This window comes from Bradyrhizobium sp. Ai1a-2 (genome assembly GCF_000426245.1).
In the GTDB taxonomy this organism is placed as follows: domain Bacteria; phylum Pseudomonadota; class Alphaproteobacteria; order Rhizobiales; family Xanthobacteraceae; genus Bradyrhizobium.
Genome location: NZ_AUEZ01000053.1, coordinates 39,954 through 64,490 on the forward strand (window position 1 = coordinate 39,954; position 24,537 = coordinate 64,490).

At 63.6% G+C, this 24,537-nt stretch carries 23 protein-coding genes and 1 pseudogene; 10 read left to right on the plus strand and 14 right to left on the minus strand.

Annotated elements, in window-relative coordinates; translation table 11 throughout:
- Window positions 1–696: a hemolysin III family protein gene (locus K288_RS0128545; RefSeq protein WP_027582637.1), complete on the minus strand. Its 696-nt coding sequence runs from the start codon at window positions 694–696 to the stop codon at window positions 1–3.
- A gap of 213 nt (window positions 697–909) precedes the next feature.
- Here K288_RS0128545 and K288_RS0128550 point away from each other — a divergent pair, with 213 nt between their 5' ends.
- Together K288_RS0128550 and K288_RS0128555 are read left to right on the plus strand one after the other, a co-directional pair.
- Complete coding sequence (locus tag K288_RS0128550) at window positions 910–2,373, plus strand: YcjX family protein (protein WP_027582638.1); 1,464 nt, start codon at window positions 910–912, stop codon at window positions 2,371–2,373.
- Window positions 2,370–3,413, plus strand: coding sequence for a TIGR01620 family protein (locus tag K288_RS0128555; RefSeq protein WP_027582639.1), 1,044 nt, complete (start codon window positions 2,370–2,372; stop codon window positions 3,411–3,413). Before K288_RS0128550 ends, K288_RS0128555 begins: the two co-directional genes overlap by 4 nt.
- A 155-nt stretch (window positions 3,414–3,568) precedes the next feature.
- Here the strand turns inward: K288_RS0128555 and K288_RS46815 are convergent, their stop codons facing one another.
- From K288_RS46815 to K288_RS46820, 3 genes are read right to left on the minus strand one after another with little or no spacing between them, the layout of a single operon-like run.
- Window positions 3,569–4,492 carry a fumarylacetoacetate hydrolase family protein gene (locus K288_RS46815; protein WP_051334780.1) on the minus strand — a complete coding sequence of 308 codons (924 nt, stop codon included), beginning with the start codon at window positions 4,490–4,492 and terminating at the stop codon, window positions 3,569–3,571.
- Window positions 4,493–4,495: 3 nt separating this feature from the next.
- A complete protein-coding gene (locus K288_RS0128565; RefSeq protein ID WP_160169013.1) occupies window positions 4,496–5,470 on the minus strand; it encodes a tripartite tricarboxylate transporter substrate binding protein in 975 nt (324 codons plus the stop codon).
- Entirely contained in the window at window positions 5,412–7,019 is a 1,608-nt protein-coding gene (locus K288_RS46820) for a glycosyltransferase family 39 protein (protein ID WP_084799764.1), read from the minus strand. The genes K288_RS0128565 and K288_RS46820 overlap by 59 nt, the downstream gene beginning before the upstream one ends.
- Before the next feature lie 363 nt (window positions 7,020–7,382).
- On the opposite strand from K288_RS46820, the gene K288_RS0128575 reads away from it, so the two are divergent.
- Both K288_RS0128575 and K288_RS0128580 read left to right on the plus strand, forming a co-directional pair.
- Window positions 7,383–9,119 (plus strand): adenylate/guanylate cyclase domain-containing protein, encoded by a 1,737-nt coding sequence (locus K288_RS0128575; RefSeq protein ID WP_027582641.1) that lies wholly within the window; start codon window positions 7,383–7,385, stop codon window positions 9,117–9,119.
- A gap of 333 nt (window positions 9,120–9,452) precedes the next feature.
- Complete coding sequence (locus K288_RS0128580; RefSeq protein WP_027582642.1) at window positions 9,453–9,653, plus strand: cold-shock protein; 201 nt, start codon at window positions 9,453–9,455, stop codon at window positions 9,651–9,653.
- 115 nt (window positions 9,654–9,768) lie between these two features.
- Here K288_RS0128580 and K288_RS0128585 read toward each other — a convergent pair whose 3' ends face one another.
- Complete coding sequence (locus tag K288_RS0128585; protein ID WP_244443288.1) at window positions 9,769–10,314, minus strand: hypothetical protein; 546 nt, start codon at window positions 10,312–10,314, stop codon at window positions 9,769–9,771.
- Window positions 10,315–10,618: 304 nt separating this feature from the next.
- Here K288_RS0128585 and putA point away from each other — a divergent pair, with 304 nt between their 5' ends.
- From putA to K288_RS0128615, 5 genes are all read left to right on the plus strand, one after another.
- Window positions 10,619–13,624, plus strand: coding sequence for a bifunctional proline dehydrogenase/L-glutamate gamma-semialdehyde dehydrogenase PutA (putA, locus tag K288_RS0128590; RefSeq protein WP_027582644.1), 3,006 nt, complete (start codon window positions 10,619–10,621; stop codon window positions 13,622–13,624).
- A 234-nt stretch (window positions 13,625–13,858) separates the two neighbouring features.
- Complete coding sequence (locus K288_RS0128595) at window positions 13,859–15,064, plus strand: CoA transferase (RefSeq protein ID WP_027582645.1); 1,206 nt, start codon at window positions 13,859–13,861, stop codon at window positions 15,062–15,064.
- A 370-nt stretch (window positions 15,065–15,434) separates the two neighbouring features.
- Entirely contained in the window at window positions 15,435–15,779 is a 345-nt protein-coding gene (locus K288_RS0128600; protein WP_027582646.1) for a hypothetical protein, read from the plus strand.
- Window positions 15,780–15,839: 60 nt separating this feature from the next.
- Complete coding sequence (locus K288_RS0128605) at window positions 15,840–16,337, plus strand: hypothetical protein (protein ID WP_152535714.1); 498 nt, start codon at window positions 15,840–15,842, stop codon at window positions 16,335–16,337.
- A gap of 298 nt (window positions 16,338–16,635) precedes the next feature.
- A complete protein-coding gene (locus K288_RS0128615; RefSeq protein ID WP_027582648.1) occupies window positions 16,636–16,962 on the plus strand; it encodes a hypothetical protein in 327 nt (108 codons plus the stop codon).
- Here K288_RS0128615 and K288_RS52705 read toward each other — a convergent pair.
- Entirely contained in the window at window positions 16,863–17,375 is a 513-nt protein-coding gene (locus tag K288_RS52705; protein ID WP_152535715.1) for a hypothetical protein, read from the minus strand. The two genes, K288_RS0128615 and K288_RS52705, sit on opposite strands and share 100 nt — an antisense overlap.
- 256 nt (window positions 17,376–17,631) lie before the next feature.
- Between K288_RS52705 and K288_RS46825 the strand changes: the two genes are divergently transcribed.
- Window positions 17,632–19,056 carry an ATP-binding protein gene (locus K288_RS46825; RefSeq protein WP_051334785.1) on the plus strand — a complete coding sequence of 475 codons (1,425 nt, stop codon included), beginning with the start codon at window positions 17,632–17,634 and terminating at the stop codon, window positions 19,054–19,056.
- A gap of 127 nt (window positions 19,057–19,183) precedes the next feature.
- Here the strand turns inward: K288_RS46825 and K288_RS0128630 are convergent, their stop codons facing one another.
- The 8 genes and pseudogenes from K288_RS0128630 to K288_RS0128665 all read right to left on the minus strand — a co-directional run.
- Complete coding sequence (locus K288_RS0128630) at window positions 19,184–20,206, minus strand: hypothetical protein (protein WP_027582650.1); 1,023 nt, start codon at window positions 20,204–20,206, stop codon at window positions 19,184–19,186.
- Window positions 20,207–20,264: 58 nt separating this feature from the next.
- Complete coding sequence (locus tag K288_RS0128635) at window positions 20,265–20,660, minus strand: hypothetical protein (RefSeq protein ID WP_152535717.1); 396 nt, start codon at window positions 20,658–20,660, stop codon at window positions 20,265–20,267.
- Between the two features lie 11 nt (window positions 20,661–20,671).
- Window positions 20,672–21,082: a hypothetical protein gene (locus K288_RS0128640; protein ID WP_027582652.1), complete on the minus strand. Its 411-nt coding sequence runs from the start codon at window positions 21,080–21,082 to the stop codon at window positions 20,672–20,674.
- Window positions 21,079–21,705, minus strand: coding sequence for a hypothetical protein (locus tag K288_RS50920; RefSeq protein ID WP_051334783.1), 627 nt, complete (start codon window positions 21,703–21,705; stop codon window positions 21,079–21,081). The genes K288_RS0128640 and K288_RS50920 overlap by 4 nt, the downstream gene beginning before the upstream one ends.
- Window positions 21,702–22,781 (minus strand): hypothetical protein, encoded by a 1,080-nt coding sequence (locus K288_RS0128650; RefSeq protein ID WP_152535718.1) that lies wholly within the window; start codon window positions 22,779–22,781, stop codon window positions 21,702–21,704. The genes K288_RS50920 and K288_RS0128650 overlap by 4 nt, the downstream gene beginning before the upstream one ends.
- A gap of 118 nt (window positions 22,782–22,899) precedes the next feature.
- The gene (locus K288_RS0128655) at window positions 22,900–23,160 is read right to left on the minus strand and encodes a hypothetical protein (protein WP_152535719.1); all 261 of its coding nucleotides are present in this window, start codon (window positions 23,158–23,160) and stop codon (window positions 22,900–22,902) included.
- A 67-nt stretch (window positions 23,161–23,227) separates the two neighbouring features.
- A complete protein-coding gene (locus K288_RS0128660; RefSeq protein ID WP_027582656.1) occupies window positions 23,228–24,076 on the minus strand; it encodes a hypothetical protein in 849 nt (282 codons plus the stop codon).
- A gap of 136 nt (window positions 24,077–24,212) precedes the next feature.
- Window positions 24,213–24,537, minus strand: a pseudogene (locus tag K288_RS0128665) (IS5/IS1182 family transposase); the annotation flags it as partial.

The window sequence follows — 24,537 nt, forward strand, 5'->3', positions numbered from 1 at the left end:
TCAGCTCGCGAGCACGAGGTCGAGGATCGCCGTATAATGGCAGGCCGCGCCAAGCAAGACAAAACAGTGCCAGATCGCGTTCTGGAAACGCAGTCGCTGCCACGCGTGGAACACCACGCCGAGACTGTACAATACGCCGCCCGCGACCACGAACCACAGCGCCATCGCCGGCAGCACCTTCACCACCGCATCATAGAGCATCAAGCCGCTCCAGCCCATGGCGAGATAGAGCCCGACCGACAGGCGGTCGAAACGGCCCGGCAGCGTCAGTTTCAGCACGATGCCGACGATCGCCACGCACCAGACCCCGATCAGGAGCGCCAGCGCAAAGTAGCTCTCCCTCAACTCCATGATGAAGGGCGTGTAGGTCGCCGCGATCAGCACATAGATCGCCGAATGGTCGAAGCGGCGCAGCACCCATTTGGCCCGCGACACCGGCCAGAGATTATAGGTCGCCGACAGCACCAGCATGGCGAGCAGACCCGTGACATAGACCGAGATCACCGCGACGTCGCGCGGCGTCGCGTAGACAGCCGTCAGCACGATCAGCACGGTGGCAGCAATCAGGCCGAAGCAGATGCCGACGACATGGACAATGCCGTCGGCGATCAGTTCGGCGCGGTCGTAGTTCCAGATCACGGCACCGGCCGCGTGGAACGAATTGGAGGCGAGTTGTTTCAGGCGGAATATCGTCATGACCAGTCGGCGCACCAGTGAGGAGCGAGGGGACATCGGCCTTGGGAGGTTAGCCGATCTAATACCCCATCGTCGTGGCTGTTTTTTGAACCGGCGATGAACGGCTCCGCCCATCCGGGCTGACGAAGTGCTTGATTTTGGTCGCTCAATCGCCACTTTGCCGATTATCGTCCGTCCATTGCCTTCCTCCCGCCCGGGTTGCTCCTCGCCTGCATGGCCTTCAGTCTCACCGATATCGTCGAGGAAGCGCGCCTGTCGGCGCGGGCGCTCTGGGACTATGGCGACAGTTTCTTCAACCCGACCGTGCGGCTCGGCGTGACCGGACTATCGCGTGCCGGCAAAACGGTGTTCATCACGGCGCTGATCCATGGATTGACCCGAGGCGGCCGTTTTCCGGTGTTCGAGCCCTACGCCTCGGGCCGGATCGCCCGAGCGCGTCTGGAGCCGCAGCCGGACGATGCGGTGCCGCGCTTCGACTACGAGAACCATGTCCGGACCCTGGTCGAGGAACGGCGCTGGCCGAACTCGACCACCGACATCAGCGAGCTTCGCCTCGTCATCGACTACCAGCGGCAAAATGGCGCGGACCGCACGCTCACCCTCGATATCGTCGACTATCCCGGCGAGTGGCTGCTCGACCTGCCGCTGCTGAGCAAGAGCTTCGAGCAATGGTCGGCGGAGAGCCTTGCGTTGTCACGCGAGCCGCTGCGCGCCGAACTCGCCGCACCCTGGCATGAGCATCTGAAGACGCTTGATGGCGATGGCCGCGAGAACGAGCAGGCGGCGCTCAGGTCCGCAAAGCTCTTCGCCGACTATTTGCGCGCCTGCCGCGACGAACGCTTTGCCATGAGCCTGTTGCCCCCCGGCCGCTTCCTGATGCCGGGCAGCCTCGCGGGCTCGCCGGCGCTGACCTTTGCACCGCTCGAAGTTCCAATCGATGGCACCGCGCCCGACGGTTCGCTGTGGGCGATGATGCGGCGGCGCTACGAGGCCTACAAGGACGTCGTGGTCCGCCCGTTCTTCCGCGATCATTTTGCCCGGCTCGATCGCCAGATCGTGCTGGTGGATGCGCTCGCCGCCTTCAATGCCGGGCCCGAGGCGCTGCACGATCTCGAGGCGGCGCTGGCCGGCATCCTGGATTGCTTCCGCATCGGTCGCAGCACGATCATGAGTGCGCTGTTCCGGCCGCGTATCGACCGCATCCTGTTCGCGGCGACGAAAGCCGATCACCTGCATCACCAGAGCCATGACCGGCTGGAAGCGATCCTGCGGCGCACGGTGGCGAAGGCCGCCGACCGCGCCGAATATGCCGGTGCCGCGATCGACGTGGTGGCGCTGGCCGCGGTGCGCGCGACCCGCGAAGCGCAGGTGGCGCGCGGCCGGGAGAAACTGCCGTCGATCCTGGGCACGCCGGCGCCGGGCGAAACCGCCAACGGGGAGACCTTCGACGGCGAGACCGAAGTGGCGACCTTTCCGGGCGACCTGCCTGTTGACCCCGAGGAACTGTTCAGGGGCACCTTCCGCGGCCTGTCCGGCGCGACCGCCGACAATGCCGATTACCGATTCCTGCGATTTCGACCGCCTAAACTGGTGCGGGAGGGTGACGAGGAACCCGCGCTGCCCCATATCCGTCTTGACCGCGCGCTCCAGTTCCTGATCGGAGACCGACTGCAATGAGCGAGAAAACGCCCCACCGGCGGCCGGCGACCTTCAAGCTCGACGATCCCTCCGTGATCGTGATCGACGCCGACGAGAAGGGCCGGCCGGCCCGCGGCACCATCCAGATCACGCCGGAGCCGGATCCGGCGCTGCTGCCGGTGCCGGTCGATGCACCGCTCGTACCGGCGCGCCGCGGCTTCCGCTGGGGCACGGTGTTCTGGGCGGCAGCCGGCGGATTGATGCTGCTCGGCGCCGGGCTCGGCGTCATCAACCTGATCGAGGACCTGTTCGCGCGCAACCAAGGGCTCGGCTTCGTCGGGCTTGCATTGGCCGTGGTCGCGACGGTCGCGCTGCTCGTTGTCATCGGACGCGAGGCCTTTGGATTGGCGCGGCTGGCGACGATCGAGAAACTCCATTCCCGCGCCGCGGACGTGGTGCTCAGCGACGACCGCGCGGCGAGCCGCGTGATCGTGAACGACCTGCTCAAGCTCGCGCATGAGAATCCGCAGCTCGCGCGCGCTCGCGCCACGCTGCAAGGCCATGCCGACGACATCATCGACGGCGCCGACATGATCAAGCTCGCCGAACGCGAATTGATGACGCCGCTCGATGAAGAGGCGCGCCGCCTGGTCTCTTCTGCCGCGCAGCGCGTCTCGGTCGTCACCGCGGTGAGCCCGCGCGCGGCGATCGACGTGCTGTTCGTGTTCGTGGCGGCGCTGCGCATGATCCGGCAATTGGCCTATCTCTATGGCGGCCGGCCCGGCGCGCTCGGCATGTTCAGCCTGATGCGCCAGGTGATCACGCATCTGGCGATCACCGGCGGCATGGCGGCCAGCGACAGCCTGATCCAGCAGATGCTCGGCCACGGCATCGCCGCCAAGCTCTCCCAGCGCCTCGGCGAAGGCGTCCTCAACGGCCTCCTCACCGCCCGCCTCGGGCTGGCAGCGATCGAAGTGACGCGGCCGCTCCCTTTCACCGCGCTGCCAAGGCCGGCGCTGGCTGATCTTGCAAAGGACTTGCTGCGCAAACGCGACGACGAAGAGCGCGGAGCCAGTTGATGCGCCCTCGCCCCTTGTGGGAGAGGGCTGCACCGGCGCGGGCCATGACCTCGCTTGGGTGAGGGGTTCTCTCCGCGAACACGGTGACTCGCGGAGACAACCCCTCATCCGGCGCTTCGCGCCACCTTCTCCCGCAAGGGGAGAAGGGTTTAGAGCTACTTCGGCGCGACGACCTTCGTTCGCAGCGACATCAGGCCTTCGAACCCAATCACCATGTCGTCACCGGGCTTCAGATAAAGCTCGGCGGCATTGGGCTGGCCGACGGCGACGCCGCTGGGGGCGCCCATCGCGATCAGGTCGCCCGGCTCGAACACGACGTAGCGGGAAAAGTGCTCCAGCACGTCGGCGATCTTGTAGAGATAGTCGCCAGTGTTCGAGCGCAGCCGCTCCTTGCCGTTGACATGGCAGGTGACCCAGAGGTTCTCGGTATCGGGGACCTCGTCCAGCGTCAGGATGTAGGGCCCGACCGGTGCGAAACCCGGCATGTTCTTGGCGGTCCAGAACCTCGTGCCGGAGGCGACCTCGCGCTTCTGGATCTCTCGCGCGCTGACATCGTTCATCAGCGTGAAGCCTGCGATGTAGTCGAGCGCGTCGGCCTTTTTGACGCCGTGGGCGCGCTTGCCGACGACGTAACAGAGCTCCGGCTCGTAATCGAGCGTGGTGATGTCTTCAGGCTTGACCACCTCGTCGCCGTCGCCCGACATCGTCGAGACCAGCTTGACGAAGCCGGTGGGCTCGTTCGGCATCTCCGTCAGCATCTTGTTGGCGACAAGCTCCTCGCGATGCTTCTTGTTGTTCTTGCCGACGCAGAAGAATTTCGAGGGATCGGCGATCGGCGGCAGGAATTTGACGCCGGCTGCAGGCCGAACCAGCTTCGCACGTTCAGCCGCCGCGACCAGCGCCTTCAGCGCTGCAAGCGTGTGCGCGCCGGTCGTGAGCGCCTGCTTGACCGAGCTTGCCGGCACCGCGAGACGCAATGCATCGGCTGCGGCAACGACATCGACGATGCCATCGCCGACGACGATGCCGAACCGGGCATCGCTGCCCCGCGACGGATCGATAAAGGTTGCAAGACGCATCGGTCACTTTCCTCCCGGCAATTGCACGTCATTGTCTTTCACGAGCTTGCTCCATTTGGCAACGTCGGCGTTGATGTAGCGGCCGAACTCTTCCGGTGTCTGCGGCTTCGGCTCGGCGCCGAGCGTGGCAAGATGATCGCGAAACTCCTGGGTCTGCATCGCAGCGACGATCACTTCGTTGAGCTTCTTGACGACGTCAGGCGGCGTGTTCGGCGGCGCCAGCAGGCCGAACCAGCCGACCGATTCATAGCCGGGCACGGCATCGGCGACGGTTGGAACGTCAGGATAGAATTTCGAGCGCTGCGTGTCGGTGACGCCGAGTGCCTTGAGCTGGCCCGATTGCACGAACTGCTGCACCACTGGCCCCGGTGCGAACATCACGTCGATGCGGCCGCCGAGCAGGTCGGTCACCGCCGGACCGGTGCCCTTGTAGGGGACATGCAACATCTTGATGCCGGTTTCGCTGGCGAACAACAGCCCCGATAGATGCGAAGCGGCGCCGACGCCGGAGGAGCCGAAGGTCAGGCCGTCAGGCTTCTCCCTGGCGTAGCGGACGAGATCGGCGGTGGTCTTCACCGGCAAGTTTGGGCTTGCGACCAGAAGGTAGGGCGGCGCGGCACCGATCACGACCGGCGTCAGGTATTTGTTGACGTCGAAAGCCGCGCCATTGTCGGCACCGGCCGAGACCGCCATCAACGCCCCGGTCGAGGCCATCAGAAGCGTATAACCGTCCGCCGGCGCCTTCATCACCGCACGCGTGCCGATCGCACCGGAGGCGCCCGGCTGGTTCTCGACCACGACCGGCTGCCCCCATTTCTCATTCAGGCTCTTGGCGATGATGCGGGCAATCACGTCGGTGCCGCCACCGGCGGCGAACGGAACGATCATCTTGATCGCGTGGTCGGGGTAATCGGCGGCTCTAGCCGGCAGCGCGAACGCGCTGATCGACAGCGCCAATGCTGCAATACGAATAAACATCCTCATGTTTCTCCCCATAACGTCGCTTGTCGCGACTGTTGATTTGGATCGCAAAATGCTGCGGCAGGTCACCCGCCAGCACGCGCCAGCGGAATAGCGGCGAATCCGGTGGCGGCGAGAGTTCGGGGGTATAGCCGATCAGCTTTTCCAGCGAAAAGCTGTCCATCACCATGCCGCGCCAGACACGCTCGACACGTTCGAGAGGCTGGCGCACAGCGCCTGCCGCATTGAGGAACGGCATTTGGCTGTCGAGTTCGCGCACGACATAGATGCCGGCGCGATCCCGGATGCGGTCCATGCCGGGATCGCGAAAGCCCTGGAAGCGGCCACGCTCGTTGAGCTGGACCACGGGCACGCGTCCATTGAAGAACCAGCGCAGCATCGCGTAGGTGCGGTAGTCAGTGGTCGCGATCCAGGTCGCGCCCTGCTTCTGCAATTGATCTTCGACGCGCGCCGCGAGCTCGCGGTAGCCGGCTTCGCCGCCGATCGGATCGGTGCGGCCAATGAAATTGAAGGGCGTCGCGACATAATAGACGAACACGCAGATGACGAAAGCGATGCCTGACATCACGGCAATCCGCGCCCAGGAGATCGTCGCGCGGATCATCCATTTCGGAAAACCTTCTCGCGGCAGCATGGCGATGTTGATGGCGGTGGCGGCAAAGCCGGCGGGCCACAGGAACATCGGCCAGGTGTCGCCGACCCGAAGCGTCAGTGACTTCCACAGGAAATAGAAGAACGGCACGATCACCGCGGTCGAGAGCAGGATCGCCACCGGCTCGCGGGTGCGAAAGCCGCGCCATGCGGTGAGCGTCACGCCCGACAGCACCACCGGCAGCACCACGAATCCGACCAGGCCGAATTGCAGGGCGAAGAACTCACCCAAGGTGCGGAGCGAGAAGGGATGCTCGGCAGTGGCGCGCACCGCCTGGAAGCGGAACGAGGCCCAATCGTGCTGGTCATTCCAGATCAGCACCGGCGAGAACACGAGGATCGCAATCACGACGGCAAGATAAGGATAGGGGCTGGAAAGCCAGCGCCACCGCCACGCGGGCACCAGCATGAACGCCACAACCGCCGGCAGCAGCATGACCGCGGTGAATTTCGACAACAGCGCAAGCCCACCGAACAGGCCGGCGGCGAGCCACCAGCGCCCGTCGCCGCTTTCGGTCAGCCGCACCAGCGACCACAGCATCGCGACCGCAAACGGGATCATCGCGATGTCGGGCGCGACCTTCGCCATCAAGAGGCCGTAATAGAGCGCGGCCTCGGGCAACAGCAGTGCCAGCACGATCGCCCTGAAATCATGGGTGACGCGGCGGACGATGTCGGCGAGCAGAAGCTGGCTCGCCAGCATCGCCACAATGCCGGCAAACCGCGCGCCGAGATTGGTGTCGCCGAAGATCGCCGTGCCGAAGCGGACAAACCAGGCGATCATGGGGGGATGATCGAGGAACGAAAGCACGCTCTCCTTCGACCAGGTCCAGTAGTAGGCCTCGTCCGTGCGCAGGTCGAGCACGGCCGCATAGACCAGGCGCAGGACCGTCATCGCCGCGATCAGGGCGATCACGACGGACCATGGCGGCGCGGCAGGATAGTCGTCCGCTGTTGCGCGGCCGATTTCGGGTGGGTTCTTCGTCACGGCCGCGCTTTTCCAAGACTCCTAACGGGGTGTCAACGTGTCGCGGGAAAGAATGACGGGTGGGATCCCCCCGCGAGGGCCGGACCTGTGACGCTGGTGTGTAATTTGGGCGTGGCCAGAGCGGCGAGCTCCCACCTCCCCTTGGGAGAGGCGGACTTGAGAGTGCGGAAGCATTATACATTATATCTATAATGGACCGGCACGGGGCCGGGACGCCGAGAGAGTTCAGGGAATAAGGCACCAGTTTTGACGATAGTATCTACGGATCACATGGCCTCCTCTGCGCCCCAGCAGTTACGAGAATTTTTCCGCGGCATCGGCTTGCGGCAGGTTCGGCTCGTCAGCGGCACCATCCTGTTCACGTATCTGGTCAGCCATTTCCTCAATCACGCGCTCGGCAATATCTCGCTGAACGCGCTGGCCTGGGGGGTCAACTGGCACACCGCCTTCTGGCAATTCGCGCCCATCGCCTTCCTCTTCTACGGCGCCTGCCTGGTGCACTCCGGGCTCGGCATCTGGGCGCTGTATCAGCGGCGCCAGTTCGGCTGGAAGGCGATCGAGCCGCTGCAACTGGTGCTGGGCTTGAGCATCCCTTTCCTGATCATCGCCCATATCGTCGGCGTGCGGCTCGGCCAGACGCTGTACGGGCACGAGAAGCTCTATCCGCAGGAACTCTATATATTCTTCATCAGCGCGAGACAGAGGCTGTGGCCGATGCTCGCGGTACTGATTATCGCCTGGGTGCACGGCTGCATCGGGCTTTATTTCTGGCTGAGGCTGCGCCGCTTCTTCAAGCGCGCGGCGCCGTTTCTGCTCGCAGCCGCCGTGCTGATCCCGACGCTGGCGCTGCTTGGAGTCTACCAGGGCGGACGCACCGTGATCGCCGACAGCACCGATCCGGCTTGGCGGCACGACAATCTGTCCGCGCAACATGTCGGCACGCTGGAGCAGGCAGACATGCTCGACCGCATCACCAGCGGCATGACGATCGGCTATGTCGGCCTGCTTGGCCTGGTGCTGCTCGCGCGCGGCGCGCGGGCCATCCTGGAGCGGCGCGGCGGCATGATCAGCCTGTCCTACGGCAATGGCCGCACCGTCCGCGTGCCCAAGGGATTGAGCGTGCTGGAGGCAAGCCTGCGCCACAACGTGCCGCATGCCTCGGTCTGCGGCGGCCGCGCGCGCTGCTCGACCTGCCGTATCCGCATCATCGGCGACTGCAGCACGCTGCCCGAACCTTCGCCGCGCGAGGCCTTCGTGCTCGGCCGCGTCGGATCGACCGATCCATCGATCCGGCTCGCCTGCCAGCTCAAGCCGACCACCGACCTCTCCTTCTTCCAGCTGTTCACCCCGCACACGATGTCGGCCAACGCACATGCGTCGAACCCGACGCGGATCGGGCAGGAGCGTTATCTCGTCAGCCTGTTCGTCGACATGCGCGGCTCGACGCAGCTTGCCGAGACGCGGCTGCCGTTCGACACCGTCTTCATCGTCAACCGCTTCCTCGGCGCGGTGTCGCAGGCGGTGCTCGAAAATGGCGGCCAGCCCAACCAGTTCGTCGGCGACGGCATGCTGGCGCTGTTCGGCCTCGCGAGCAGCCGCCAGCAGGCCTGCCGGCACGCGCTGCGCGCCGCGGCACAGATCGGGAAGAACATCGAGGAATTGAACCAGTTCCTGAGCCATGACCTGCCCGAGCCGATCCGCTTCGGCATCGGCATCAATGGCGGCGAGGTGATCGTCGGCGACATCGGCTATCGCGACCACATGGTGTTCACGGCACTCGGCGACGCCGTCAATGTCGCGGCACGATTGCAGGACATGACCAAACAGCTTGGCTGCGAAGCCATCTTCTCCGAAGAGGTGCGCATCACCGCAGGCCTTGCCGCCGATGCGCTGCCCGAACAGGAAGTCGCGATCCGCGGCCGCAACGAGCCGATGATCGTGCGCACGGTCGACGACACGCGCACACTGTCCGCGCTGGTCAACGGCGATCAGGTCGTTGCGGCCTGATTATCATCCGTTAAATCGCACCGTTCCGCGATCGCTGCCGCATCGTCAACGTCGGCGTGTGCTGATCGCGAATGCCGGCTTGCAAAGCCTCGCTGCGCCTGGTGCCCAGAACTTGCCGCTATCGGCCGGTCTTTTTCCACGGGAATGAACGCCAAATAGGCAAAAGGGCGCAAAACCGCCGCGAAACGGCGTGTTTCCGCCAAAATCACGCGTGAGCTTTGCGCTACCAAGCGCGACGCAATCTGCGTTATTCTGCGTTTTGCGAACATGCCGGGGTGTGCGGGGACCGGCCGGTTCGTTTAATTATTTGATTTTCCGCCGGAGACGACGTGAATGGCTAAAGGTACTGTAAAATGGTTCAACCCGACCAAGGGCTACGGGTTCATCCAACCCGCCGCGGGTGGCAAGGACATATTCGTTCATATCTCAGCGGTTCAGAAGGCCGGACTTACGACGCTCAATGAAGGGCAGACGGTCGAGTACGACGAGATCGCCAACCGCGGCCGGACATCGGCGGAGAATTTGAAGGTCTAGCATTATCGCAAAGGTCGCACTCTCGGGGATGCGTCCGGGAGTGACGCCCAAACAATCGCAACATAGGGAAGCGTTCACAAGGAGCTGAGCGCGCGCATCCGCGCGTCGGCCACTTTCAGTCCTCCGTCACCCATTTGGCGACGGGCATCACGTCCGGCGGCTGCAGATAGCCTCGCGGCCAGAGATCGACGGCCCATTCCACCTTGGTAGCGCGCTCGACCAGCACCGCGGTGTTGTGCGGTGTCTGCAGCACCAGCGTGTTGCCGCGATAATGCGGGTCGCCGACGACGTGATGCTTCAGCAGATTCCATTGCTGCAGCACCAAGAGCAGGCTCGTGGTGTTGCGGGTGGTGTCCCAGCAATCATAATTGTGCTTGTCGTCGAAATAGCGGAAATCGGCCTTCGCCACGCGCTTGTCGGTGCCGATGATCGGGCCCATGCGGCGGTCGAACCAGGTCACCGCTTTCTGCACCGCAGCACGTTCGGCCGCAGCGGAAGCGCGGCCCGCATTCAATATCTGCGTCAGCGCGGCGCGATCGACGGCAGTGAAATCCAGGGTCTCGCGGCGACGGCAGACGAAGCCATAGCAGACCGTCATCGAGCTCGCCGACGGCGGATAGATCGACACCGACGTGTAGAGCGCCTCGACCGCCGCGCTCATCTCGGCGGAAGCCGCCGGATATGCAAAAAGTGCCAGCAGGCCGGTGCAGACGCCTGCGAGCGTTGCGCGTGCGATGCGCTGCATCGATCGATCAGTCTCTCTCATGAACCCTGCACCCCCGACGAAGTGGCAGAATTAACGTGCGAGCCGGATCATGCCAAGCTGTCGCGGCGGAACCTGTGGATCACATCACGCGTGACGATTTTTTTGGATTATCCTTCTGATTTTGCGAGATTAATTCCTCGATTTCCTATCGAATCGGCTTGCCGGAAGACTAGGTTTGGCTTGGGTTTGAGGAGACGCCATGCTGGCCGACAAAATCATTCCACCTTTCAGCGCGGCCTATGCGCCGGACGATGTGGCGATCGCGGCGCGGCTGCTGTCTGACGCACGGCTTGGCGCGGAGCAGGAAGCACGGATCGACTCCACCGCGACGCGGCTGATCGAGGCGATCCGCACCAATGACGATCCGCTCGGCGGCATCGAGGACATGCTGCGGGAATTCGCGCTTTCGACCAAGGAGGGCCTGGCGCTGATGGTGCTGGCTGAAGCCCTGCTGCGGGTGCCGGATGCGCGCACGGCCGACCAGTTCATCGAGGACAAGCTGGCCCAGGGCGATTTCGTCCATCACGAGACCAAATCGGCCGCGTTCCTGGTCAACGCGTCGGCCTGGGCGCTCGGCATGTCCGCGCGGGTGATTCAGCCCGGTGAAACCCCGCAGGGCACGCTCGGGCGACTGACAAAACGGCTTGGCGCGCCGGCAGTGCGCGCCGCCACGCGGCAGGCGATGCGGCTGATGGGCAGCCACTTCGTGCTCGGCGAGACCATCGAGGCGGCCCTGTCGCGGGCGAATTCTCATTCCGCGCACAAGCCGCGCTATTCCTTCGACATGCTCGGCGAGGGCGCGCGCACCGCCGCTGACGCCGAACGCTATCTGAATTCCTATGCGCGTGCGATCGAGGCGATCGGGCGGACGGCGGATGACCGTCCCCTGCCCGACCGGCCGGGGATCTCCGTCAAGCTCTCCGCGCTGCATCCGCGTTTCGAGGCGGTGAGTCATGGCCGCGTGATGCGCGAACTGGTGCCGCGGCTGGTCGAACTGGCGCGGCAGGCCAAGGCGTTCAACCTGAACTTCACCGTCGACGCCGAGGAAGCCGACCGATTGGAATTGTCGCTCGACGTGATCGCTGCGGCGTTCGCCGACGATACGCTTGCCGGCTGGGACGGTTTCGGGCTCGCGATCCAGGCCTATCAGAAGCGCGCCGGCGAGGTGATCGACTATGTCGACCAGCTCGCGCGGAGTGTGGATCGCCGGATGATGGTGCGGCTGGTCAAGGGCGCCTATTGGGACACCGAAATCAAGCGCGCGCAGGAGCGCGGGCTCGACGACTATCCGGTCTTCAGCCGCAAGGCGATGACCGATCTGAACTACATCGTTTGCGCGCAAAAGCTGTTGGCATTGCGGCCGCGTCTGTTTCCGCAATTCGCGACCCACAACGCGCTCACCGTTGCGACCATTCTGGAGCTCGCCGGCGACGGCAGCAGCTTCGAATTCCAGCGCCTGCATGGCATGGGCGAGGCGCTCTATGCGCAGCTTGCCAAGGACCGTTCCGATATCGCCTATCGCACCTACGCACCGGTCGGCAGCCACCGCGATCTGCTTGCCTACCTGGTGCGGCGCCTGCTCGAGAACGGCGCCAATTCATCCTTCGTCGCGCTCGCGGCCGACGAAGCGCTGCCCGTCAAGACGTTGCTGCGCCGGCCGGCCGACATCATCGGCACGGCCGAGCACGCGCGCCATCCGAATATCCCACTGCCGCAGGATCTTTATCGGCCGGAGCGGCAGAATTCGCGTGGCATCGAGTTCGGCGAGCGCGCCGCGCTGAACGCTCTCCTGACGGCGATCGACGCCGAAACAGTGCCAACGGCTGCCAGCAGCGAGGCCACGCCAGAACAAGCGAATGCCGCCGTCGCTGCGGCGCGCAGCGGTTTTGTCCCCTGGAGCCGGACGCCGGCCGAGACGCGCGCGAAAATGCTCGAACGCGCCGCCGAGCTGTTGCAGCAACGCGCCGCGCATTTCATTGCGCTGTTGGAGCGCGAAGGCGGCAAGACGCTGGATGACGCGCTTTCCGAGGTGCGCGAAGCAACCGATTTCTGCCGCTACTACGCCGCGCAGGGCCGCAAGCTGTTGGGCGATGGCGAGGCGATGCCGGGACCGACCGGCGAGAGCAATTTGCTCGTCTTGCGCGGCCGCGGCGTCTTCGTCGCGATCTCGCCGTGGAATTTTCCGCTCGCGATCTTCCTGGGACAGGTGACGGCCGCGCTGATGGCGGGCAATTCGGTGGTGGCAAAGCCGGCCGAGCAGACGCCGTTGATCGCAGCCGAAGCTATCGCGCTATTGCACGAGGCGGGCGTGCCGGCTTCCGCCCTGCAGCTCGTGCAAGGCGACGGCCGGATCGGCGCGGCACTGGTGGCGCATCCTGATATCGCCGGCGTCGTCTTCACCGGCTCGACCGAAGTCGCGCGATCGATCAACCGCACGCTGGCTGCCAAGGACGGCCCGATCGTGCCGCTGATCGCCGAGACCGGCGGCATCAATGCGATGATCGTCGATGCCACCGCGCTCCCCGAACAGGTTGCCGACGATGTCGTGACCTCGGCGTTCCGCTCCGCCGGACAGCGCTGCTCGGCGCTGCGGCTGCTGCTTGTGCAGGACGACGTCGCCGACCGCACGATCGAGATGATCGCGGGTGCCGCGCGTGAATTGAAGCTTGGCGATCCCGGCGATCCCTCGACTCATGTCGGACCGGTGATCGATGCGGGGGCAAAGCAGCGGCTCGACGCGCACATCGTGCGGATGAAGCGAGAGGCGCGCGTGCATTTCGCCGGAACCGCACCGGAGGGGAATTTCGTCGCGCCGCATATCTTCGAACTGGCAAACGCGGGCGAGCTCACCGAGGAGGTGTTCGGCCCGATCCTGCATGTGGTGCGCTACCGCGCGGAAAATCTTGATGACGTGTTGCGCGCGATCGAGGCGACGGGGTATGGGCTGACTCTCGGCATCCACTCGCGCATCGACGACGCCGTCGAGGAGATCGTCGAGCGCCTTTCGGTCGGTAACATCTACGTCAACCGCAACATGATCGGCGCGGTCGTCGGCGTGCAGCCGTTCGGGGGCTGCGGCCTTTCCGGCACCGGCCCGAAGGCCGGCGGCCCGCATTATCTGGCGCGGTTTGCGACCGAGCAGACGGTGACGGTCAACACCGCGGCAGCCGGCGGCAACGCAGCGCTGCTCGCGGGCGGCGAGTAGCCAGTTTCGTAGGGTGGGTAGAGCGAAGCGAAACCCACCATTCGTGCGGCTTGCGACAAAAGCTGATGGGTTTCGCTTCGCTCTACCCATCCTACGGCACTTTGACCACCCGACGGCTTCTCGGCCGTTGCATCCCGCACCTCATATGGGTCAAATGCCCCTCCCTCGGGATCATCGGCAGCGGTAATTCCGCCTCACGAACAACAGAACAAACGTCACGGGAGCGACGGCACGATGGAAAAAGGCATCTTTGAAGGCTTGAAGGTTCTGGACTGCGCGAGCTTCATTGCCGCGCCCGCGGCCGCGACCGTGCTGTCCGACTTCGGCGCCGACGTGATCAAGATCGAGCCGCCCGGGGCCGGCGATCCCTACCGCAACCTGCCGAACCTGCCTGGCTATCCCCACACCGAGCACAATTTCGCCTGGATGCTGGAAGCGCGCAACAAGAAGAGCCTGGCGCTCGACCTCACCAAGCCGGAGGCGCAGGCAGTGCTGTACAAGCTCGTCGCTGAAGCCGATGTCTTCATCACCAACATGCCGCCGCAGGTGCGCGCCAAGCTCGGCATCACGCATGATCACCTCGCCCATCTCAACGACCGCCTGATCTACGCTTCCTTCACCGGCTATGGCGAAAAGGGTGAGGAAGCCAACAAGCCGGGCTTCGACAGCAACGCCTATTGGGCACGCTCCGGCCTGATGGACCTGGTGCGCGCCGATGAGGACACCACGCCGGCGCGCTCCGTTGCCGGCATGGGCGACCACCCCTGTGCGATGGCGTTCTACGGCGCGATCGTCACCGCGCTGTTCAAGCGCGAGCGCACCGGCAAGGGCTCGCATGTCTCGACCAATCTGATGGCGAACGGCGTCTGGGCCAACAGCGTGCTGGCGCAGGCAAAGCTTTGCGGCGCGAAATTCTCCAAGCGCAAGCCGCGCGAAGAGGCGCTGAACGCGGTGACCAACCACTACAAGTGCAAGGACGGCCGCTGGATCATCCTCTCGCTGCTGAACGAGGAGCGGCAATGGCCGACGCTGGCGCGCTGCCTTGGCCGCGAGGACCTCGTCACCGACGAGCGTTTCGCCAGCAAGGCCGGCCGCCATGCGCGCTCGGTGGAACTGATCAAGATCTTCGACCAAGTATTTGCGACAAAGGATCTCGCCGAGTGGCGCAAGATCCTCGACGGCAATGGCCTCGTGTTCGGCGTGGTCGGCATCCTCGATGACATCCCTGATGACAAGCAGATGATCGAGAACGAGGTGCTGGTGCGGTTCGAGAACGACACCATGCTGACCGTCAACAGCCCGATCTTCATCGACGGCGAGAAGAAAGTGCAGCCGCGCAAGCCGCCGGAAGTCGGCGAGCACAGCGACGAGATCCTGCGCCAGGCGGGGTATGACGAGGCCGCGATCAGCAAGCTGCGCGCCGCGGGGGCGGTGGCGTAGTCGAAAACTGCTTTCCTTCTCCCCTTGTGGGAGAAGTCGCTTTTGGCGACCGGGATAAGCTACTTGAAATTACGAAGTAATTTTTCCGGCCGTGTTTTTCATGTATCCCGACGTGTATCCTAAACCGAAGGCCGCTGAGACGCCTTTAGAAGGCCGCTGAGCGGCCTTCTGGCGGGCCGGTCGGTTGTCCTTACCAGCTTCGGCGGACGCGCTCTAGCCTCGCCTGCCGCGTCGCCGGGTCGCCGCGATGGAGACGCGCTCGACGCTGCGGCCTGCCGCCGGCTCCTGAGCCTGTGGGTATCTCGGAAAACAACCTTAGCCCGCAACCGAATGGCGCTACGCTTCTCGCGTGGGGTAGCCGGGGCTTTCAATGGATGATCGCGATCAAGAGCTAAAAGAGGCGCCGTTTCGGCCAGCCGATAAGTCGACATGGCCCAAAGGCATCAGAACGATCGCGTTCGGTGAGATCGATGCGCTTGGAGTTGATGCGAAGGGCGAGCTTTACTGGCACGGCAAGCCGGTCGAAATCCGCCGGCCGCTCGATCTGACGTGGCGACAGGAACTGGTAGCGGTGATCGTTGCCGTCGCGACGGTGTTCGCCGCCATAGGCGCGGTGGCTCAAGGTTTTGCCGCCTACAACGAGTGGGCCTGTAAGGTCGGCTGGAAAGCGGTGGTATGCCCGCCACCGGCAGCGCAGGCTTCACCACCGCAATGAGCGGCCTTCCTGATGACCTGCTGACGGCGGTTTGGGATGAGGGTTGTGAAAGGGCTGTCTATGAACGTCGGTCGCGGATTGTTTCGGGCTTGGATTTTGATCTCTGTTTTTTGGATCATAGGAGCAGGCTTCATCGCCTACACTATTGTCTCGCCGGATACTGTACGCGGGTCGTTTCAACCGTCCGGGCAAACGAAGGGCGGCATAGAGCCGTGGAAGATCGATTGGAGCAAGCCCTTCTACGACACGATGCGTTCGCCAGCCGCTGAAAAACTGAGCGTCGAATTCTTTCCGGTCCAGAGAAGCGATCAAGCTCAGTGGGACAAAGAACGCTCGATGGCCGTGGTTGAAATGCCTGACGGCAGTCACCTCTACATGCATGATCAGTACAACGAAGCAGATAAGAACTACATTGCATCGCAGTTTTGGGAGCGGCGATGGAGCCGCTGGGGTTATGCAGGTGGCGTGATAGCGGCTTGGGCGCTCGTTCCCTGCGGTCTGCTGTTCGTATTGGGATATAGCCTGCTCTGGGTTGGGCGCGGCTTTAAATCGTCTTAGATGCACCCTGCGCGTCCGGTGCCGACGTGCGCCGCGCGATGGCGGACCGTCGAAGAATGGCGGCCCTCCGCAATTGCCTTACGGGTCCTCTGGGATCGATAGAAAACGCGGGGTACGTGCGACGCCGATGTGCCTGGATATTTGCCAATCACCCCATCGCGGTAAATTATCGTTCCGTCCCGCACAGGACGGTGCGCGATGTGGAGGATGTCGCCGATCGAGGCTGCCATCTTCGTGGCGCTTGTCGTCGCCATGGTCGCGCTCGCATGGTTCTTCGCATGATCGACGGAGGCGGACGATGGCGGATCGTGAGAAGTCTCCGGCCTATGCGGCGCTCTCTCCGGGCGCGCGGCGGGTCCTCGCCGCGATCGAGCAGGCGATCGGCGGCGGGAGCTGCGCGGCGGTGAGCTATACCGGCTTTCACCGGGATCACGGCATCTGGCGCAAGTCGGTCTCTCCCGCGATCAAGGCCCTCGACAACCTCGGCCTGATCGATGTCGCGCCGGGGCTGCGCCTTGCGAACGTCTACCGGCTGTCCGATCGCTGGCGCGGCATCGACGCGGACGCGGCGCGGCGGCTCGCATTGCCAACCGTCAGCCGGGCTTCGCCGATTGACTTGCTGTAGCGGTCCCGTGATGCCGCGAGCGAAGCGGCCACGAACGGAAACACATGCGGCGCCGCCAATGTATCGAGGTCCTCGTGGCAGATGATTTCGAGCCGGTTACAGACCATGGTGTGGAAGGCTTTGGACGTGTGCATGAGTTCAACGGCGAACTCCATGGCCTCGCGCTCCATGCTGCGCCTGATCGCCTTCTGCATCGCTGAGACGCAGGCCATTGCCGGGAGCCCGTTGAGGGTATCGGGGATCATTGGCGCTCCGTCTCGCGGTACCGGGCCGACGACGATGGTCTCGCCCGCGACCTTGGACGCGGCGATCGCGCGGGCCTGTTCGAGCGAATAGGCGTGGAGGATGAAAAGCGGCTTCGGGTTCTCGCCGGCTATCGGCTGGAGGACCGTGAAGGGTTTCGGGATTTGCACTGCCTTGCTCCGGTTGCTGGTGATATTCGGGAAAAACCAGCCACCGTTTTGGGATGCAGTAAAACATTGTTTTTGCTTATAAATTCATTATCGAGCATCGTTTTGAGACCTTGGCGTCGCTTGTCTTGACGGGAGCCGTCGCTTTGAGGTCCTCTGGTGAAAGTCACCGGTTTTTTTGGCAATAACAGGTGGTTTCCACCGAATTTATTACATTTCTGGCTTGGTGACACCGATTGTTCCCGGCATAATGGGTGCTATGGCAGCCACAGGTATAGAACTCATTGAAATCGCCGGCGAGCAACGCGACCGGTTGTTGGCTATGGACGAAGGACACTTCGCCGAACTGAAGGCAATCGGGGTCTCAACCAAGAAACTTGGCCGCACCGTTTCGGCATTTGCGAATTCCGCCGGTGGCGATCTGTATGTTGGGATCGGAGAGACAGAGCTTTTGGGGGTGAAGGTCCGGACATGGCACGGCTTCCGCGATCAGGAAGCCGCGAATGGCCATCTTCAATCGCTGGAAGCGCTGTTTCCGCTCGGTGCCGAGTACTCGTACGAGTTTCTATCGTGCCCCGGCTCGGTCGGGGTCGTGCTGCATATCACCGTGCAGCGAACCCCTCAGATTGCCCGAGCGCACGACAAGAAGGTTTTCGTCAGAAGGGGTGCTCAAAACCTCGAAGTAAAGGGCGTCGAGGCATTGCGCCGCCTGGAGCTTGATAAGGGCATCGTCAGCTACGAGAAACAACCCGTGAATGTTGACCTGACCGTGCTCACGAAGTCGGACAATCTCTCGGTTTTCATCAAGCAAGTCGTTCCAATGCAAACCCCCGTTGTGTTTGTGAGGAAGCAAGCTCTTTCACGAAACAACCAACCGGTGGTGGCCGGGATTTTGCTGTTTGCCGAAGAGCCTCAGGCTTTACTGCCGAAGTCCGGCGTCAAGCTTTTCCGGTACAAAACGACCGCTGCAGTTGGAACACGAGACACGCTCGCGGGCGATCCAGAGACCATCGAGGGAACAACCTATGACCTGATCTACGAGGCTGTCAAAAGGACGGTCGCGATGGTGGAGGGCATCCAAAGACTTGGCCCAAAAGGCTTTGAACCCGTTGTGTACCCAGATGAGGCGCTACACGAAATCGTCACGAACGCTATCGTGCATCGCGACTACAGCATCGCCACGGATGTGCAAATCAGAGTTTTTGAAGATCGCATCGAGGTCGAAAGCCCCGGTCGTCTTCCCGGCCATGTGACCACACGCAATATCCTGAAAACCCAGTTTTCGCGGAACGGTGTTCTGGTTCGCCTGATCCATAAATTCCCTGATCCTCCGAACAAGGATATTGGCGAAGGGCTCAACACTGCTTTCGACGCGATGAAAAAATCGCGACTGAAACCGCCAGTAATTCGCGAGACTGAAAACTCCGTAGTCGTGGAAATCAGGCACGATAAGCTGGCCTCGCCTGAGGAGAGCGTAATGGACTACTTGGCCAACCACGAAGAGATAAACAATCGGACTGCGCGAGAGTTGACGGGCATCACATCAGAGAACACGATGAAAGAGGTATTCCTCAGGCTGGCGAAACGCGATCTCATTGAGCGGATACCTGACAGGAAGGGCGCGTCGGCGGCATGGCGCAAAAAGGCGGCTCTGTTTGCAAGCGCGGATATTTCTCCCGAGTAGGGCGCCGCGCCGCCAAGGGTTGAGGATTAGAGCGAAGGCACCTTCTCGCAGATTGAACCCGGCGCCCGAAGCGGTAGCGCGGGGAGGAGTGGCGCTAACGGCGCATCGCCGGCCGGCGCGGGCCAACCTAAGCGCCCTCCGCCAGCCGGCTTGCGACGTCCCTGATGAGGTCCCTCCATTCCCGGTCGGACTGCCGCTTGAACAGCCGCGCGATGTCCCGCGCCAGCGCCGCACCGGCCGGCGTCCTGATCGCCGCGAGGGCTGCGGTGATCCGCTCATCGAGATTGGCCTCGCGCAGGATGCGTTCGGTCATCGCCTCGCGGACAATCCTCTCGATGCGAACTGCAAGCTCCTGCTCCAGCACATGCGTCGGCGGGATCAGCTTGCCGCCGCCGTGCTCGGCCATCTTGCGGTCGAGCCAGTGAAGGAGTTGCGGCGTCGTCATCGCGTTCAGTTCGACACGGTTGGTCTGCAGCCAGCGTTCCCAATCGGGGCCGTCATCCCGTTCGCGGACATAATCGGCAACAGGCTTGAGCCGCTCCTTTTCTTCAACGGTCTCGACCTCAAGTCCCATCTCGACCGCCTCCCACGGTTCGAGACCAAGATTGATGATGTTGATCCTGCGCGCACCCCGCGCCTTGGTTTCCTCCTGTAGCGTTTGGAAAATCATGGTGCCGGATGCATCGGCATCGTGAACGCAGAACACCTCGACCGGCTCGTCGTGCTCGACAAGCTTGTCGATCAGGTCGCGCGCGGCGCGGGTGGAGAGCCTCGTCAGCTCGCTGTCGAGGTGCGCGATCCTCTTGCGGACTTCGCGCACCTGCAAGTCGTCGTCGTCCAGATCGGGGCCGCCTTCGCCACGACGCAGTTTCAATTGCGCGAGCCGAATGTCGGCGCGCTGCTTCTCAAGCCGCGCCTCCCGGAGTTCGTCCGAGAGCGGCAACACGAGCGCTCTCGCGTCCGCCGCTCGTTGCCGAAGGGAAAACAGCTTCGATCGGGGACCATCTGGCAATGTGTCGGCAACGTCTCCGATCTGGTGGACCATGAAGTTTGCGGCCAACGGCGCGTTGATCGCATCGAACGCGGCCTGTGCCTCGGCAGGGGTGACTTTCTGAAAGCCGATTGGGGTGTTGAACATTCGCGGTGCCATGGTCGCCTCGCTTGTTGTCTCCGCGAGAGCCTGACGGAGAACGTTGGCCACGAAAAGCCTACCGCAAAACAAGCGCGCGCCTGATGCTCCGCGTCGCGGGCGCATGATCGTGCAGCCGCAATATCTGCCAGCAAAATGCTTCGATGCGACCGACGAGACGCGCCGGGCATTCGTCCTCGGTGCGGTGCCGGCGCCAGCCGCCGAGCTGGTATCTGAGGATCGCGCGATGGAGCCGTTCCGCCTGCATCGATGCCGACAGGTCCGGCATGAATATCTCAGCGGCTTCGGCAAGCAGCCGGTTACGCTCGCTGATCGCTTCGAGGGTATGCGGCAGGCGACGGCCGCGCCGATCGAGCGGCGAGACCGGCGTCGCGACGATAATCGCTGGGCTATCGGCGCCGCTGCGGAGCCCGCTGATGCGTCCGGCCCTTGCCCGCCCTTCGGTGTCGGCCATCTCAAATAAACTCACGGGCGGGGCGCGCATCGTGGTGCGATCAAGGGTTCGAGCTTCCCGTTCGGGATCACCGATCGCAAGGTCTGCTCGACCGCGTGATCAATCGCGGCGAGCGGCAAATCGGCGCGCCAACATCCTGAGCAGATGGCCGCGACGGCGGCGCTGCTTGGATTGGGGACGGCCGGCGTACTCAACAGCAACGCGCCGACGCCCTGCCGGGTCGCGAGCCACGACGCGCAAATGATGCAGGTTCGGACCCGCGTCGTAAGCGCGTCGAGCCAGTTGTCGGCGGCGGTCCGCAACAGCGGCGCCGCATTGAGCCTGACATCGCCGGGCGGGACGAGATAGGTCAGCAACGCGCCGCCGGCTGCATCGTGCCGGAAGCGGGCAACATCGCGACGGCGTCGGGCTCGGTTGCTCATGTTGGTGCCCTTCCGCGCTTGCCGGTGCGCTGGGACATTGTGCCCGGTGCCTGCTTGGCATGGACTTGGCGCGCAATGCGCAGCGCCTCGGCCAAGTCCGCCTGATCGACCCATTCCTTCTCGGCCATGTGCCGCTCCCAGCCCTCCCAGAGCCGAGACTTCGCGATGGCATAGGTGCCGTCGCGGCATTCGATGCCGTGCTTGGTGACCGCCCACTGCCTGCCCTGCCAGATGATGGGCGACAGCCGCTGACCGCGCACGCGCACCCGGTTGGTCGCATGATAGGCGGGCGGTGCGCTCCGGCCCGCATCTCTGTTGGTGTCGGAGGTCTCCGGCGGTGCCGCAAGTTTGAGCGTGCCAGCCACATACGCCTCGACAACCGCGCGGACGTTCTGCCGCGTCCTTTGGACGTGCGCCGAGCAGCGCCGCGTTGCCTTCGTCAATTCTCGGAACGGCGTGGTGGTCTCGAACAGAGCGCCGCACGTCATGCAACGGGATCGCCAGACCATGATCTGGCTGTCGCGACCGTCGAGCCGACGATACGGCCTCACATCGATCAGCCGGTATTTCTGGCCGCGATATTCGGCGATCATGCCAAGGGTGAAGCCATGACTGTTGCTCATGACGGTGCCTCGTCCTCGGGCTCGCGGCCGAAGTCGGACCACCATGAGGTCACCCACTCTCCATCGTCGTTGCGATGCGAGAAGGCCAGCTCGCATTCGGCGCGCTGCTCGTGCGCGTAGATCGCGACCGCACGCAGGTCCGGGTAGCCCGCGATGCAAGTGCGGCGCACCTCCTCGATGTATGGCCGGTCGTCGGCCCGTGAGCGAAACACCAGATCGCAGCGGGCACCCGTTACGATAACACGCACCGCCCGGCCATCCACAGGTTCGGGGCCGGGAGGGATGGGGGGCGCGGTCGCGCCGCGCCCCCCTTCGTCGCGACAGGTGCTCGTCTCTTCCGTCGAGCCAAATAAATCCCTGTCCAGCAATAAGAGAGATTGCTGGGCAGACATTTTCTGTCTTGCTGGGCACGCATTTTCCGCCTCTCTTGCTGGGCAGACATTTTTCTCTCTTGGTGGGCAGACAGTTTCCGGGTCTCCCACGTCTCTTGCTGGGCAGACATTTTTCCGGGGACGCCCACGCGGCTGTCCCGTGCGCCTCGCGGCGTAGCGGTCGCGCTCGCGTTGGCGCTTCCGCTCCTTGCGCCGTTCGATGCGTTCCGCCACGCTGAGGTCCCAAGCTCCGATGGTGGTGATGCCGAGCGCCTGCCGCTCGGCCATGTCGAGTTCAAGAACTTCACCGAGGTGGTCTGCCGACCACATTTCAGGCCGAGCTGCGACCTGGCGCGCGAGCGCCGCCGGGTCATCGCACCATGGCGCCCACTGGCGCGCATAGTTGATGATCGATGCCTCCGAGCCCCGGTGCAGGAAGCGATGGAGAAGATGCTGCCCGGCTACCCTGAGACACAGGCGACCTTCAGCATTGTCGGGCAAGGTGACACCGAAGCGGGCGCGGAACAGCCTCGCCAGATCGCGCAGGCGGAAGGCCGCGAGGCGACAGTACGGCGAGCGCGGCGCGCCCCGGCTCTTGCGCGCGTAGCGCTGGTCAATCTCGATATGGGCCGCGATCTGCTCCGGTGTCTCGCCCGCGAAGCGCTCCCGCTTGCGCGCCGCGCGTCTTGGCTTCTTGTCGCTCACGGCGTGGCCTCCCTTGTGGAGGCCGGGGCTTGCCACCTTTCGCGCGCTGGTCCATATGTGGGTTGGTTTGAGTGTCCCACATATGGCCGGTCGCTGTGGCTCGCAGCGCCCGGCTTTTCTATGTGGTCTCGTTCTCAGGCTCCTGCGCTGCCGCCTTGTCCGAATGTTCCGCCAAGATCGCGCGCGCCCGCGAGACCGGGTCGCGGCCCTCCATGAACATCTGCAATTCGCGCTCAAGCCGTTCCAGCAACGGACCATATTCCGGCCTGTCGCATTCGCTGATCACGCGCGCCACCACAAGAAGCGCGCGCTTGATGCGCGCCTCTGTGATCGGCTCGTCGTTCGCCCGTGGTGAAGTGGAATTGTGCCGAGCAAGCATCGTCGGTTCCTTCGGCATCGGCCTGCTTGCTCAAAGGGCCGATGTGGGTCGCAGTACTAGGGCGCCGTCAATCGGGGCGGTTCACGTCCCTGACGAACGCAATCGAGAAGGCGTTGCGCTTGCCCTCATGGCGCGGGAAGGGATTTTTGCCCCACGCGTCGGGATCGGTCAGCCGATCACGCTCGCAAATCGAACGGATCATCTTGCGGATCACGTCGATATGCTTGCGCGGTCCATCGGTGCCGAGCGCGTTGACCGTGATGTACTGCAAATACCAATCGGTGAACTTGTTGGCGTCTGCGGTGGAGAGGGAAAGAATGTCCTTGTCGCCGATCTGCGCGATCAGCAGCTCAATCGCCTTCTCACGATGCTTGCGGAATTTGGCGATTTGCTCCTCGCTCTTGCCCTTCAGGCCGCCGGATTTAGACGAGAGCAGCACGCTCGGCAGCCGCATGTACTGATCGACCAATTCGGACAGCAGCACCGACGACGCCACCACGGTGCCGCCGAGCATCGCATCCTGGGTGACGGGATCGCGCCAGCCGGACTTGTCGAGCGCTTCGATGCGCCGGAGCACCTGATCGAGCTGTGTGCTGTTAGCGACCTCCTGATGCGAGGCATAAACGAAGCCGAGCTGTTGCGCCCGCTTGACGCCGAGACGATAGCGGCGGCGTGCATCGGCGTTGCGGCCGGCGACCAGATCCCGCCAGTAGGCTTGCGTCTCGTTGTCGATAATCTCGATGGCCTTGCGCGCGGCGCGGCCTTTGGGATCATCCTCTTTCTTGATCTTGAGCGCCGCCTTGACGAAGCGCTTGTGCGTCTTGTCGAGGTCTTGCATGTGAAGCGGCACGCGGCGCATGTAATGCCACCAGCCGTTCTGCTCGATGAGGTAAGGTATGTCGGGTTTGTCGGTCACGGCTCGATCCGGTAGGAATTGGGACTAACCGTGTATACTCTAATGTATCCTAATTTTCCAGCGTTCGGGATACGTAAGCCGTTGAAAACGCTATAATATGCTGATTTTATTGAGTCGCCCGTGAAGAAGTCTGATTTCAGCTTGGGACGAGCTGAAATCGGAGGATGAGCCTGACCAGGATTTGGTGCAACAAAAGCTCCAGCCAGCGGATGAGACGGCGGAAGTTGTATCCGGCGGCGGCGAGGACGGCGTTGGCGGCGTCGCCCTTGCGGTACCAGAAGTAGTTGCGCCCCATGCGATGCTCGGATTTGAGATGGCCGATGACCGGCTCGACGGCCGAGCGCCGGCGCAGCTCGCGTTTGATCCTGGGCGTCACGCGCCGCTTCTGGCCTGAGATGAACACCCTGAACTTGTAATCGGGTGGCGCATTGTGACCTCGGTAGCCCTTGTCGGCGAGGATG

Coding starts and splice junctions, on each gene's coding strand:
- K288_RS0128600 (WP_027582646.1), top strand. CDS start 15,435: ATGGATGATCGCGATCAAGAGCTAAAAGAGGCGCCGTTTCGGCCAGCC.
- K288_RS0128585 (WP_244443288.1), bottom strand. CDS start 10,314: ATGAGCGCGGCGGTCGAGGCGCTCTACACGTCGGTGTCGATCTATCCG.
- K288_RS46825 (WP_051334785.1), top strand. CDS start 17,632: ATGGCAGCCACAGGTATAGAACTCATTGAAATCGCCGGCGAGCAACGC.
- K288_RS0128575 (WP_027582641.1), top strand. CDS start 7,383: ATGGCCTCCTCTGCGCCCCAGCAGTTACGAGAATTTTTCCGCGGCATC.
- K288_RS0128640 (WP_027582652.1), bottom strand. CDS start 21,082: ATGAGCAACCGAGCCCGACGCCGTCGCGATGTTGCCCGCTTCCGGCAC.
- K288_RS0128595 (WP_027582645.1), top strand. CDS start 13,859: ATGGAAAAAGGCATCTTTGAAGGCTTGAAGGTTCTGGACTGCGCGAGC.
- K288_RS0128615 (WP_027582648.1), top strand. CDS start 16,636: ATGGCGGATCGTGAGAAGTCTCCGGCCTATGCGGCGCTCTCTCCGGGC.
- K288_RS0128655 (WP_152535719.1), bottom strand. CDS start 23,160: ATGCTTGCTCGGCACAATTCCACTTCACCACGGGCGAACGACGAGCCG.
- K288_RS50920 (WP_051334783.1), bottom strand. CDS start 21,705: ATGAGCAACAGTCATGGCTTCACCCTTGGCATGATCGCCGAATATCGC.
- K288_RS0128605 (WP_152535714.1), top strand. CDS start 15,840: ATGAACGTCGGTCGCGGATTGTTTCGGGCTTGGATTTTGATCTCTGTT.
- K288_RS0128545 (WP_027582637.1), bottom strand. CDS start 696: ATGACGATATTCCGCCTGAAACAACTCGCCTCCAATTCGTTCCACGCG.
- K288_RS0128550 (WP_027582638.1), top strand. CDS start 910: ATGGCCTTCAGTCTCACCGATATCGTCGAGGAAGCGCGCCTGTCGGCG.
- putA (WP_027582644.1), top strand. CDS start 10,619: ATGCTGGCCGACAAAATCATTCCACCTTTCAGCGCGGCCTATGCGCCG.
- K288_RS46815 (WP_051334780.1), bottom strand. CDS start 4,492: ATGCGTCTTGCAACCTTTATCGATCCGTCGCGGGGCAGCGATGCCCGG.
- K288_RS46820 (WP_084799764.1), bottom strand. CDS start 7,019: ATGACGGTCCTGCGCCTGGTCTATGCGGCCGTGCTCGACCTGCGCACG.
- K288_RS0128630 (WP_027582650.1), bottom strand. CDS start 20,206: ATGGCACCGCGAATGTTCAACACCCCAATCGGCTTTCAGAAAGTCACC.
- K288_RS0128565 (WP_160169013.1), bottom strand. CDS start 5,470: ATGTTTATTCGTATTGCAGCATTGGCGCTGTCGATCAGCGCGTTCGCG.
- K288_RS0128635 (WP_152535717.1), bottom strand. CDS start 20,660: ATGGCCGACACCGAAGGGCGGGCAAGGGCCGGACGCATCAGCGGGCTC.
- K288_RS0128555 (WP_027582639.1), top strand. CDS start 2,370: ATGAGCGAGAAAACGCCCCACCGGCGGCCGGCGACCTTCAAGCTCGAC.
- K288_RS0128580 (WP_027582642.1), top strand. CDS start 9,453: ATGGCTAAAGGTACTGTAAAATGGTTCAACCCGACCAAGGGCTACGGG.